Annotated in this window: 10 protein-coding genes and 1 pseudogene; 9 read left to right on the forward strand and 2 right to left on the reverse strand. The window is 71.3% G+C overall.

The annotated features are described in order from the left end of the window. Nucleotides 1-24 precede the first annotated feature (24 nt). The 8 genes and pseudogenes from yidD to R6Y94_RS32360 form a co-directional block, all read left to right on the forward strand. Nucleotides 25-288: a membrane protein insertion efficiency factor YidD gene (yidD, locus tag R6Y94_RS32325; RefSeq protein ID WP_318400019.1), complete on the forward strand. Its 264-nt coding sequence runs from the start codon at nt 25-27 to the stop codon at nt 286-288. Beyond that, entirely contained in the window at nt 285-1,340 is a 1,056-nt protein-coding gene (gene yidC, locus R6Y94_RS32330) for a membrane protein insertase YidC (protein ID WP_318399809.1), read from the forward strand. The genes yidD and yidC overlap by 4 nt, the downstream gene beginning before the upstream one ends. Before the next feature lie 218 nt (nt 1,341-1,558). Continuing rightward, complete coding sequence (locus R6Y94_RS32335) at nt 1,559-2,263, forward strand: protein jag (protein ID WP_318399811.1); 705 nt, start codon at nt 1,559-1,561, stop codon at nt 2,261-2,263. Nucleotides 2,264-2,270: 7 nt separating this feature from the next. After that, the gene (locus R6Y94_RS32340; RefSeq protein ID WP_318399813.1) at nt 2,271-3,188 is read left to right on the forward strand and encodes a 16S rRNA (guanine(527)-N(7))-methyltransferase RsmG; all 918 of its coding nucleotides are present in this window, start codon (nt 2,271-2,273) and stop codon (nt 3,186-3,188) included. Between the two features lie 117 nt (nt 3,189-3,305). After that, nucleotides 3,306-3,944 (forward strand): HAD-IA family hydrolase, encoded by a 639-nt coding sequence (locus tag R6Y94_RS32345; RefSeq protein ID WP_318400020.1) that lies wholly within the window; start codon nt 3,306-3,308, stop codon nt 3,942-3,944. A gap of 1,003 nt (nt 3,945-4,947) precedes the next feature. Continuing rightward, complete coding sequence (locus tag R6Y94_RS32350; RefSeq protein ID WP_412102932.1) at nt 4,948-6,033, forward strand: AAA family ATPase; 1,086 nt, start codon at nt 4,948-4,950, stop codon at nt 6,031-6,033. A 27-nt stretch (nt 6,034-6,060) separates the two neighbouring features. Continuing rightward, entirely contained in the window at nt 6,061-7,092 is a 1,032-nt protein-coding gene (locus R6Y94_RS32355) for a ParB/RepB/Spo0J family partition protein (RefSeq protein ID WP_318399817.1), read from the forward strand. Between the two features lie 1,109 nt (nt 7,093-8,201). Beyond that, nucleotides 8,202-8,793 (forward strand): annotated as a pseudogene (locus R6Y94_RS32360) (hypothetical protein); the annotation flags it as partial. A 335-nt stretch (nt 8,794-9,128) separates the two neighbouring features. Here R6Y94_RS32360 and R6Y94_RS32365 read toward each other — a convergent pair. Both R6Y94_RS32365 and R6Y94_RS32370 read right to left on the reverse strand, forming a co-directional pair. Next, complete coding sequence (locus tag R6Y94_RS32365) at nt 9,129-10,160, reverse strand: D-alanine--D-alanine ligase (RefSeq protein WP_318399819.1); 1,032 nt, start codon at nt 10,158-10,160, stop codon at nt 9,129-9,131. A gap of 8 nt (nt 10,161-10,168) precedes the next feature. Continuing rightward, the gene (locus tag R6Y94_RS32370; protein WP_318399821.1) at nt 10,169-11,482 is read right to left on the reverse strand and encodes a PLP-dependent aminotransferase family protein; all 1,314 of its coding nucleotides are present in this window, start codon (nt 11,480-11,482) and stop codon (nt 10,169-10,171) included. 512 nt (nt 11,483-11,994) lie between these two features. On the opposite strand from R6Y94_RS32370, the gene R6Y94_RS32375 reads away from it, so the two are divergent. Continuing rightward, on the forward strand, nt 11,995-12,654 hold the full coding sequence (locus R6Y94_RS32375) for a GNAT family N-acetyltransferase (protein ID WP_318399823.1): 660 nt from the start codon (nt 11,995-11,997) through the stop codon (nt 12,652-12,654). Nucleotides 12,655-12,662: the final 8 nt, after the last annotated feature.

Genomic DNA, 12,662 nt, shown 5'->3' on the forward strand with positions numbered 1-12,662 from the left:
ACGTCGTCCGACGGTACGTCCGGGATGACACTCGGTGCCCGAGTGCTGGCCGGAGCCATCGTCGCGTACCGTCGTTGGATAAGCCCGGCGCTGCCGGCCCGCTGTCGGTTCTACCCGTCGTGCAGCGCGTACGCCCTGGAGGCGGTCTCGCGGCACGGTGCGTTTCGGGGAGTCGTCCTGGCGGTCCGGCGGCTGTTGCGCTGCCACCCCTTCCACCCCGGTGGATATGACCCGGTACCGGAGCCGGGCGCACGCCGCCATGCCGATGTGACTGGAGCCCCGAATTGAGTCTCGACTGGATCTACTGGGCGATCTCGTGGGTCCTGCTGCGCTGGCACTCCGCCTGGGACGCCATCGGGGTGTCGGAGAACGCGGTCCTGGGCACCAACTGGTCCTGGATCCTGGCGATCATCTTCCTGGTGGTCACCCTGCGGGTGATTCTCTTCCCCCTCTTCGTCAAGCAGATCAAGTCGCAGCGGGCGATGCAGGCGCTCCAGCCCCAGCTCAAGGCGCTCCAGGAGAAGCACAAGGGTGACCGGGAGACGCTCCAGAAGGAGATGATGGAGCTCTACCGGAAGGAGAAGGCGAACCCGCTGATGGGCTGCCTTCCGATCTTCCTGCAGGCTCCGGTCTTCATCGGCCTCTTCCACGTGCTCCGCCGGCTCGACCCGGCGAAGACGCAGAAGACTCTGTACGGCTGGTCTGTCGAGCAGTTCGAGAGCGCGACCCATGCCCGGCTCTTCGACGTGCCGATCGCCGGCAAGTTCGGCTCCAGCGCGGCGGAGCTGGCCCGGTTGAACGCCAGCGGCGTCTCGGTCAAGATCCTGGCCGGCGTCCTGGTGGCCATCATGATCGCCACGACCTACCTGACCAGCCGGCAGATGATCCTCAAGACCGGCTGGGCCGAGGACCCGCAGCAGCGCATGATCCAGCGCCTGATGCTCTACGGCATCCCCGCCTCGCTGCTGGTCTCCGGCGCGATCTTCCCGATCGGTGTGGTCATCTACTGGGTCACCAACAACCTCTTCACCCTCGGCCAGCAGCAGTGGGTGCTGCGCAAGTACCCGCCGCCGCAGACCGCCCCACGGCTGCCGAAGCCGGGCGAGTCCGCCCCTCGGCGTACCACCGGAGCCGGCGGCGGCGCCGGGCGGCGGGGGACCGACTCCCGTAACCCGGTGCAGCCCGGCAAGCCGGCGAAGCCCGCCGGGCGGTTCGGGCGGTCCAAGGCCAACGGTGCGCAGCCGGAGAAGCCGGCCGTCGACACCAAGGCGCTCGCCCCCAAGCCGGGCGCCAAGCCGGTCAACCCCAAGAAGGGGCGTCCGGCGAAGCGTCAGGGTTGACGCGACCGGCCACCGGCCGTAACTGTCGGTCGGTGACCCGGTAGGACTTCGGGCCGTGCTGCCACCAGCGCTGGCGCCGGACCGGAATCCGCCGCGCCCCCGTGACGACGGGCACCGTTGCCCGTGCAGACGTGCCCGTGGCACTCGGCGATCTCCCGCCGGGCCCGGGAAACCAGCGGGACCGTACGGTCCGGCCGAGAGAGTACGGAGATGAGACGGTGACCGACACCAGTATTCCGCGCGCCGAGCAGCCCATCGGCGACACCGACCCGGTCCTGCCGGCGGGCTCGCCCGCGGACGCCGAAACCACCGAGGCCGTTGCGGTTGCCGGGGACGTCGCGGACGCCGGCCCGGGGCAGGACGACGACGTGGACGACATGGACGACGACGAGGAGGGCGACGAGGAGGGCGACGAGGTCGAGCAGGCCAGCAACGGCGGAAAGCCGGCCGGGCCGACCAGCGACGCCGACCTGTTCCGGCAGAGCGAGATCGCCGCGGACTACGTCGAAGGGCTGCTCGACATCCTCGACTACGACGGCGACATCGACGAGCTGGTCTCCGCCGGACGACCCGTGGTCGAGGTGGTCGGCGGGCGTCTGCAGGCACTGGTCGGGCAGCGCGGCGCCACCCTGGAGGCGCTCCAGGAGCTGACCCGGCTCGCCGTGTTCCGGCAGACCGGATCGCCCAGCCGGCTGCTCCTGGACGTCGGCGGCTACCGGGCAACCCGCCGCAAGGAGCTCTCCGCGGTGGCCAAGAACGCGGTCGAGAAGGTCAAGCAGCACGGCGAGGCCGTCCGGCTGGAGCCGATGTCCGCCTTCGAGCGCAAGTGCGTGCACGACGTGGTGAACGCCATCGCCGGGGTGGAGAGCGAGTCCGAGGGCGTCGAGCCGAACCGCCGGATCGTCGTACGCCCGGTCGACTGAGCGGTCGATGACGTACCGATCCGTTTCCGGCCCGGGTGGCGAACCGCCGCCCGGGCCGTCGGCTGTCCGGGCCGGAGGCGACAGCTCGCCAGTCGTACCGCTCCCGGCCGAACTTGCCGAGCCGGCCCGTACCCTCTTCGCGGAGCGGCTTCCGCTCGCGGCCGCGTACGCGGAACTACTGGCCGGCCCCGGCGTGCTGCGCGGCCTGATCGGCCCCCGGGAGACTCCCCGGATCTGGGACCGGCACCTGCTCAACTGCGCCGCGGTGGCGGAACTCCTGCCGGTCGGTGCCTCGGTCGTGGACGTCGGCTCGGGCGCCGGGCTTCCGGGAATCGTCCTCGCGATCGCCCGGCCGGACCTGGCCGTCACGCTGGTCGAGCCGCTGGCCCGGCGGGCGGTGTTCCTGGCCGAGGTGGTCACCGCACTCGACCTCGCGGACACCGTGACCGTGGTCCGGGCCCGGGCGGAGGAACTTGCCGCGAGCCGGCGTGCGAGTGCCGCTGGCCGGCGGCGGCGAGCCGGCCGAAGCGGCCGCCGCCCGCTTCCGGTCGACCCCGACGGTTCGCTTCCGGTCGGGACCGGCGGGCCGGTGGATCTGGCCAACCTCCCGGCCGAGTTGCGGGTGCCGGCCGACGTCGTGACGGCGCGGGCCGTCGCCCCGCTCGACCGGCTCGCCGGCTGGTGTCTCCCGCTCGCCGTGCCCGGCGGGCGTCTGCTGGCGCTCAAGGGAGCCAGTGCCGCCGAGGAGGTGGCCGAACACGCCGAGACGGTACGCCGGCTCGGTGGGTCGGCACCGGTCGTCCGGCAGGCCGGCCTCGGAGTTGTCGACCCGCCGACGACCGTCGTGGAGGTGGTCCGGGAGCACGCCGGTCGACCGGCTGGCCCGAGTGCACCGGGCGGTCGGCGGGGCGGTGCGGCCCGGTAGTTCCCTCGCGCCGGCGGGCGGCGGTGGCCGCTCACCTGCGGTACCCCGTTGCGCGGCTTCGGGCGTACCGGTTCGGTGCCTCGGCGGGAAGCGTGCCGGCGGTACCCTGTGCCGGTGATGCTGCCCCTGCCGTGCGGCGAGTTCCGCGCGTACCTCTTCGACTGCGACGGCACCATCGCCGACTCCATGCCACTGCACTACGTCGCCTGGCAGCAGGCGCTGGCGGAGTGGAAGTGCGACTTCCCGGAGGACCTCTTCTACGCCTGGGGCGGGCGGACGGTGGTCGACATCATCGCCACGCTCAACGAGCGGCAGGGTCTCGCCATGCCGCCGGAGGCGGTCGCCCGACGCCGGGAGGACCTCTACCGGGGACTGTTGCCGCGCCTCACCGCCGTACCCGAGGTGCGGCAGCACATCGACCGGGCCCACCGGCGACTTCCGCTCGCCGTGGTGTCCGGCAGCACCACCGAGTCGGTCACCGCCTCCCTGGAGACGCTCGGCCTGCTGGAGAAGTTCGACGTGCTGGTCTGTGCCGAGGACTACACGATGGCCAAGCCGGATCCGGAGGGCTTTCTGCTCGCGGCCCGCCTGCTGGGCGTACCTCCGGAGTCCTGTCTGGTCTTCGAGGACACCGAGTTGGGCATCCAGGCGGCGACGGCGGCGGGGATGGCGTCGGTACGCGTACCCCAGCCCTGGCAGCGTCAGACGGCCGTCGGTCGGCAGGACCGTCTCGGTGAGGCGTCGGCGGCACTCTGACGGAAACGTTTCCCGTAGCTGGCAGCGACAAGCGGCCTAGGATTGTTTTGATGGGCGCCGATGTATGCGGCATCCTTCGTCGGCCGTGTCCGGGAGCGGGGCGTCGTAGCGGTTGCGATCCCTCGTGGTGTGGCTTCGGGGAGCGGCTCGCGGTCGGTGATGCCCCTTGGGATTGGGCGGTGACTGGGCGGCGCGGGAACCCCGACGCGGCGGTGTGGCGGGCACAATTGTTGGCGGTCGAGCCGAGGTGTCGAATCCGCTGATCAGACACGGTCCCGGAGGCAGAACTCCGGAACGGTGGGGTTTTCATCCTACGGACAGCCGTGGCCCTAATTGCCCAGCGGCCGTAGGCTGACCGCGCGTCGATAGTGTAGACCGGGCAGCGGGTGGCGCCTCAGGCCTTCCCCGCTTCTTGCCGGACCGCACGCTAACGCCCAAGGCGCGGGCATGGGCGCTGACCGGGCCGACACCATCCGAAGCTGGCAGGGATGACACGGTGCATGACAACGGTAGGTATGACGATCCAGAGATGACGGACTCCGGGGGCTATCACCCCGGCGGCGCCGATGTTTCACGTGAAACCGACTATGAAGGTTGGTCTGCCAGCGGCCGGGCTCGGCCGCCGGGGCGGGGCGACGGCTCCGACGGCCAACCGACCGGGTATGACTCCGCACCGCCATCCGGTCCGAGTCGTGGTACCGCCCGGGTCGCCCCACCACCCGGCGCACCCGGGCACGGCGGGCCGGGGTACCCCCCGGTGGGTTCGCCGTTTGCGGCAGAGGCATCCGGCCCGAGGGCGGCAGCGGATCTGCCCCGCCAGCCGGTAGCCGGACCGGGGCCGGACCAGTCCGGGAACGGCCCCGAGCACCCGAGGCCGGCCGGGCGGGCGGCGACACCGACGTTCTCGGCGCCGCCGGACGTACCGCCACAGCAGGTGGCACCGGCGTTCTCGGTGCCGCCGGACGTACCGCCGCAGCAGGCGGCCCCACGCCCCGGCGCCCAGGTGCCGGTTGCGCCGCCTGTCAGCGCTGAGGCTCCGGCGGCTCCGGTCGGTTCGCCGGCACCGGCCCGCGCTGACGGGGCGGCTCGGGGCCCGCGTCCGGCCGTCGAGCCCGAGTCTCCGGCCGACACGCCGTCAGCGGTACCCGAGACCTTCCCCGAGGACGCCGCGTCCGACGCGTACGTTTCACGTGAAACCCCGTCGCGCGAACAGGACGATCCCCCGTTGGCAATGGAGGCAATGCGCGCTGTGCAAATCCTGAACCCGAGCGGCGAGGTGACGATGCCGCGTCCGGACCGGCCACGGATCATGTGTGTCGCGAATCAGAAGGGAGGCGTCGGCAAGACCACCACCACGGTCAACCTGGCGGTGGCCCTGGCGCTGCACGGCAACCGTGTCCTCGTCGTGGACCTCGACCCGCAGGGGAACGCCTCGACCGGACTGAACGTGCCGCACCACGCCGGCGTACCGGACGTCTATGACTGCCTGATCGACAACGTACCGCTGGCCGAGGTGGCCCAGCCGGTCGAGGGGATTCCCGACCTCTGGTGCGTACCGGCCACCATCGACCTGGCCGGTGCCGAGATCGAGTTGGTCTCGGTGGTAGCCCGGGAGTCCCGCCTCGCTCGGGCGATCGCCGGCCACCCGGCGCAGTTCGACTACGTCTTCATCGACTGCCCGCCCTCGCTCGGCCTGCTCACGGTCAACGCGCTCTGCGCCGCCCAAGAGGTGCTGATCCCGATCCAGTGCGAGTACTACGCACTGGAGGGCCTCAATCAGCTGATCAACAACATCAACCTGGTACGGCAGCACCTGAACCCGACCCTTGAGGTCTCGACGATCCTGCTCACCATGTACGACCGGCGGACCCGGCTCGCGGACGCGGTCGAGCAGGACGTCCGGAACCATTTCGGCGACAAGGTGCTGCAGGCGGTGATTCCGCGCAACGTGCGGGTGTCGGAGGCTCCGAGCTACGGCCAGTCGGTGATGACCTACGATCCCGGTTCGCGGGGCGCCACGAGTTACTTCGAGGCGGCCCAGGAGATCGCCATGCGCGGGGTCAAAGAGTCTGTTGGCCGCAATGCATAGCTCGGTTGATGCGTCGGGAGGCGTGGCATGAAGAACCGTCCGCGGGGCGGGCTGGGTCGTGGACTGGGCGCGCTGATTCCCACAACACCGGAACCAGCGGCCGGGGTGGCGACGGCGGAGCCTCCAGCCGGTCGACCGGAGGCCGCGCCGTCGCTGCCCGGCGAATCCACCTGGTCCGCATCGGTGCCCTCGGCTCCGGTGCAGCCGACGGGGCCGGCACTGGCGCCCGTTCCCGGGGCCCGATTCGCCGAGATCCCGCTCGATGCGATCGTGCCCAACCCGAAGCAGCCACGGCAGGTCTTCGACGAGGAGGCCCTGGAGGAGCTCAAGCTCTCGATCCAGGAGGTCGGATTCCTTCAGCCGATCGTGGTACGCCAGCTTCCCGGCGAGCGGTTCGAGCTGGTGATGGGCGAACGGCGCTGGCGTGCGGCGCAGGCGGTCGGTAGGGAGTCCATCCCCGCGATCGTCCGGGACACCCGGGACGACGCGATGCTCCGGGACGCGTTGCTGGAGAACATCCATCGGGCCAACCTCAACCCGCTGGAAGAGGCGGCCGCCTATCAGCAGCTCCTGGAAGAGTTCGGCGCGACGCACGAGGAGCTGGCGCGCCGGATCGGTCGCAGCCGTCCGCAGATCTCGAACACCATCCGGCTGCTGAACCTCCCCGCCGAAGTGCAGAAGCGGGTGGCCGCCGGAGTGCTCTCCGCCGGGCATGCCCGGGCGTTGCTCAGCCTGGAAAGTTCGGCAGCGCAGGAGGATCTCGCCCGGCGGATCGTGGCCGAAGGGCTTTCGGTGCGGGCCACGGAGGAGGTCGTGAAGCTGACCGAGACCTCCCCCAGTCGCCCCAGCCCAGCCAAGCGTCGCGCCAAGGTGCATGCCCCGGGGCTGACCGATCTCGCGGACCGGCTGTCGGATCGGTTCGACACCCGGGTCAAGGTCGACATCGGGCGTAACAAGGGGAAGATCACCATCGAGTTCGCCACCGTGGACGACCTTGAGCGGATCGTCGGCCTCATCGGAATGAGAGGCTCGGACGCCGAGCCCGACGAGTCGGTCTGACCGCAGGCCCGCACCCGCCGTTCGGGCGCGGGTGGGCGACCCGGCTCGACAGCGCGCGACTGGCCACCACCCCGGCTTGGATCGGGGTGGTGGCCATTTCCGTCACCGACCCCCGGGTCGATGACGGACGTCAAGCCGTTGCGCGGGCGTGACCGGTTCGTCTCCGGGACTTGCGGCGACGGCGAGGCTCTGAGGACTGGCGACTTGCCGTGGGGACGGTCGAGCCGCGCGTCGATGGTGCGGGCGCCGCGAGCCCCAGTCTCGGCTCCCCGTTCCCAGGCTCAGTTCTGGGCCCTCGGCCGCAAGCTCCCGGCGGGTGCCGGGTGCTGTGGACGGATGGCGTCGACCGCCAAGACGCGGGAAACGGGGTCTGCCGGTGGGAACGGATTCGGCCGCAATACGCCCAGGGGTCCGCTGTTCGCCATCTCTCCTCCAGGGTCGGTGGCGCTGCTTCTCCGCCTTGTCCGGTACGTGCGATCACGGTTCGAGTACTGCGCGCCGTAGGCGCGGACCGCCGCCAGATGTCGGCTGGGTAGGGCAGCCGACACAGCGCGGTTTCCACCCCGACCTTGAGGAGTTGTCGCTCCTGTGGAGATCTCAGCGGTCCCGGGAGGTGGTGCGTATCCCGGACCGGATCTGTTCCGGAGCGGCTTGCTTCGGCGGGTGCCAGCGCGACGCGGCGACGGGCATCTTCCCCCGCTTTTTTGCCGTCCACTCGGTGTCCGCGGACGGACACAGCGCGGACGAGGATGGGATGGGAGGCGTGTCCGGAGGTGGCGAGAGGTAATCCACAGGGGTTGTCCACAGGCACCCCACGTTTCACGTGAAACAGCGCGTGGAACGCGGTGTCGGCCTGTGGATGACGGTAGTGAAACCCGCCCGAGAGGGCCCATATTCGTGGCGGCGCGGGCCCGGAGGACGGTGCGCCGGAGTTCAGGGAGCCTGCCCTTGTGAGCCGGCTCGGTGCCGCCGTACCGGGAGCGATTGGAGTCGCCCGTGCCTCCTCCAGGAGACGGCGGAAGTGGTACGGATACCACGCCGGGACGGCGATGATCGGCGGCCGAAACAGGGTAGGGACAGCGGTCCCGAACTCGGTTAGGGTCAGCGTCGTGCCCCAGACCCCTCCCGCTGTACCAGACTTCACCAGGTGGCCTTCGTTCCCCTTCGAAGGCGAGTTCCGGGTCAAGCAACTCGACGAGCCCGTGCCGGTCGAGCCGCCGCGCAAGGGCGAGGGTTCCGGCGAATGCCACTCCTGCAACGCCCCCGACGACGCCTACATCTGGGTCAGTGAACGCTGGCGGGTACGCGCCATGGACCGGCCGACCGGGCTGCCGATGGTGCTGATCCTCGAGTCACGTTCGCATCTGGACCTGGGCGACCTGCCCAACCTGCTCGCTGCCGAACTCGGGGTGATGACGGTACGGCTCGAACGGGCCGTACGGTCCCTGGACGGGGTCGCCCGGGTGCACGTCAACCGCTGGGGTGACGGCGCCGAACACCTGCACCTGTGGTTCCTGGCGCGGCCGTACGGGCGTCTCCAATTGCGCGGGACCTTCCTGTCCCTGTGGGACCACATCCTGCCTCCGATTCCCGAAGCACAGTGGCGGGAGAATCTGGCGCTGGTGGCAGCCTGGCTCGCCGAGTTCGGCGGACGCCCGCTGGCCGAGCCGCCGCGCATCCAGTGGCAGGCGCCGTCGAGCCTGGCCCAGCAGGGCGCCACGGAGCCATCCGCCACCGCACCGGTAACCGGCTCGGCGACGTCGACCGAGCCGGCGGCGGCTTCCCCACCCCCGGCTATCCCGACGGTGACCGAGGCGGAGGCGGGGCCGGGGATGCCGGACTCGACGGACGCCACCGATCCGGGCGCCCGCCGCGAGTCACCCGGCGATCCGGCCACCCGGGCCTACTAACCAGCCGGGCGACGACGAGGCGCCGCTCCTCGACCAGCGCACGGTCCCGCCCGGTGCCGGGCACGTCGCGCGGGTCGTCGGTGCCCGGCTGGTGGGTCAGTGCCCGGAGTCGGCGAGCGTAGCGGGTCAGGAGCGGCCGAGGGTACGGCGCTGGGAGGCGCGGACGACCAGGGTACGGAGCAGCTCGCCGAAGTCGAGTCCGGCGGCGTTCACGGCGAGCGGGAGCAACGAGGTTTCGGTCATGCCCGGCGAGACGTTGACCTCCAGCACGTGCGGCCGGTCGTCCTCGTCCACGATCAGGTCCACCCGGGACAGGTCGCGGAGCCCGAGCGCGGCGTGGGCCGCGAGGGCGGTTTCCGCGACCCGGGGCGCTGCGGTGGCCGACAAGCGGGCCGGGGCGTGCCAGGTGGTGAGCCCGGCGGTGTAGCGGGCGGCGTAGTCGTAGACGCCGTTGCGGGGGACGATCTCGACGGCGGGCAGCGCACGCGGGCCGTCGCCCAGGTCGACCACCGAGACGGCCACGTCCATTCCGGGTACGTAGCGCTCGACGAGCGCCGTCGAGTCGTACGCGAAGCAGCCGACCATCGCCGCCGGCAGCGCGCCGGGATCCCGGACCACGGCGGCGCCGAGACCCGAGCCGCCCTGGGCCGGCTTGATCATGAGTGGCAGTCCGAGCCGGTCGACGATCCGGTCCAGCACCGCCACCGCGCCGAGTTCGGAGAACCGGTCGTGCGGCAGTGCCACCCAGTCCGGGGTGGGGATGCCGCCCTCCCGGAGTACCGCCTTCGCCGACGGCTTGTCCCAGGCCAGTCGGGACGACCGGGCGTCACAGCCGACGTACGGGACGTCGCAGATGTCGAGTACGCCGCGCAGCGAGCCGTCCTCTCCGGTCGACCCGTGCAGGGCGATCACCACCGCGTCCGGGGGATCCTCCCGGAGCAGTGGCAGCAGCGAGACGTCGGCGTCCCGGAGTTCCGCCTCCACGCCGACCGAGCGGAGCGCGTCGAGCACCCGCCGGCCGGACTTCAGCGACACGTCCCGCTCGTAGGAGAGCCCGCCGGCGAGTACCAGGACGCGCAGCTCGGCGGTGGCATCGCGAGGTACGAGGTCAGGCCATTCGGCGGCCTGGAGCGGATCGTCGGCAGAGTGCGTACCCATGCCGGAGATCATGCCAAGTCGGGACCTGGCACGTCCGCGCCGGCCTGCCCACGACGGCGGGGCGGGGCGCCGACGGCGCCGAAGACCTCGCGCATCGCGGCCTCCTGCTCCATCACGGTCGCCAGTCGGCGCACACCCTCGCGGATCCGTTCCGGCGGCGGGAAGGAGAAGTTGAGCCGCATGTGGCCCGCCCCCGTGCCGTCGGCGTAGAAGCCGGTGCCGGGCACGTAGGCGACCCGGGCGGCGATGGCCCGCGGCACCATCGCCTTGGCGTCCAGACCCTCCGGCAGGGTCGCCCAGACGAACAGCCCGCCACCCGGCTCGGTCCAGCTCGTGCCGGCCGGCATGTAGTCGGCCAGCGCGCCGAGCAGGGCGTCCCGGCGCTCCCGGTAGAGCTCACGGTAGATCTTGAGCTGCTGCCGCCATGGCATCGTCGACAGGTAGGTGGTGACGGCGGCCTGGGCGAAGGCGCTGGGGCAGAGGATCTGCGCCTCGCTGGCGATCACCAGCTTGTCGCGTACGGCGTGCGGGGCCAGGATCCAGCCCACCCGCAGCCCAGGCGCGAAGGTCTTGGAGAAGGTGCTCAGGTAGAACACGCCGTCCCGACGGCGCGCCCGCAGCGGCAGCGGTGCCTCGCAGTCGAAGCCGAGCTGGCCGTACGGGTCGTCCTCGACCACCAGAAGGCCGGCCCGCTCGCAGATGTCGAGCACCCGCTCCCGGCGTTCCTCGCTCAGCGTCACACCGGCCGGGTTCTGGAACGTCGGGATCGTGTAGAGGAACTTCGCCCGCCGACCCGAGCGGGCGACCTCGGCGATGGCCAGCTCCAACGCCTCCGGGACCAGTCCGTCGGCATCCATCGGGACGTGCACCACCTGGGCCTGGGCGCTCTGGAAGACACCGAGCGCGCCGACGTAGGTGGGACCCTCGGCGAGTACGACGTCGCCGGGGTCGAGGAAGAGCCGGGCGACCAGGTCCAGCGCCTGTTGCCCGCCGACCGTCACCACCACGTCCTCGGGGGAGGCGCCGCAGCCGACGTCGATGCCGGAGAGCGCCATCACCTCGCAGATCCGCTCCCGCAGCTCCAGCGTGCCCTGGCCGATGCCGTACTGCAGGGTGCTCGCGCCCTGGTCGGCGGCGAGCTTGTTGAGCATCTCGCCGACCGCGTCCAGCGGCAACGCGGCGATGTACGGTGCGCCGCCGGCCAACGAGACGACCTCCGGACGGCTGGCGACGGCGAAGAGGGCCCGGATCTCCGATGCCGTCATCCCGCGTACCCGCCGGGCATAGCGGTCCGTGTAGTCGTCCAGCGTCGTGCCGGTCATGCCGCCTCCTCGCTGTGCTCTCTCCTCGTCACGACGTCCGCGACCGGGCCGGGGGATGGCGGCGCCGCGCCCGCTCATCCCGCCTCCCTGCGCTCGCCGTGCCTCCCCATGATGGCCGCGACGGTCACCGAACGCATTCCCGAAACAGGTCGTTTGATCCCGCCCGGGCGCCCTCGCCACCTCGAACGCCGCGCCCGCTCTCCGTCCCGGTCCGCTCGAACCCCGCCGTGCGGGCGGGTCGGTGGGGGGCTGTCCGGCAACTCCGCCGGTCGGCGCTCGTCGCTCGATCGTAATCCCGATCACCCGGTAAGGCCCTCGGCCCGGCGGTCCGTCCACATGTCGGACCGGTTGACCTGCCCGGTCACCGGCTGACCCGGCGGAACGGTGCGTAGTCGACCCGTCCTCTCCCGAGCCGGAAGGTTCCGGCGTACGATCGCTCGTTGGGGGTAGGGACCGGAGATGGCGGTATTTGCGGTCTTTGGACCTCCGGGACGATTTGTGGGGATGCGCCGATGTCGCGACGTCTGGTCAGTCTGACCCTCGACACTCTCGAAGACCTGCCCCGGCCCTGCCGGCGCTGCGTCTACTGGGAACTGGACCCGGTGGCGGCCGAACGTGCCCGCGAGGCAGGCGACCCCGGCCTGGAGAAGGAAGCCTGGGTCTCGCAGACGCTGCTCGAATGGGGCTCCTGCGGAAAGCTCGTGTACGTCGACGGTATGCCCGCCGGATTCGTGATGTACGCCCCGCCGGCCTACGTTCCCCGGTCGATGGCGTTTCCCACCTCGCCGGTCTCGGCGGACGCCGCACTGCTGACCACGGCACACATCATCACCGCCTTCGCCGGTGGCGGGCTGGGCCGGATGCTCGTCCAGGGGGTCGCGCGGGACCTGACGAAGCGGGGCATCAAGGCGATCGAGGCGTTCGGCGACGCGAAGTTCGGCGACGCCGGTGAGGGCGCGGGCGGCTGTGTCGCCCCGGCCGACTACTTCCTCTCCGTCGGTTTCAAGACGGTACGTCCCCACCCACGCTTTCCCCGCCTCCGGCTGGAGTTGCGTACCGCACTGTCCTGGAAGTCCGACGTCGAGTACGCGCTGGAGAAGCTGCTCGGCTCGATGAGCCCGGAAGGGCTGCTCCGCCCGGTACGCCCCGCCACCCGCTCGGCCGCCGGCTGACGGCTGAC

The sequence above is a fragment of the Plantactinospora sp. KLBMP9567 genome, assembly GCF_033446045.1.
In the GTDB taxonomy this organism is placed as follows: Bacteria; Actinomycetota; Actinomycetes; order Mycobacteriales; family Micromonosporaceae; genus Plantactinospora.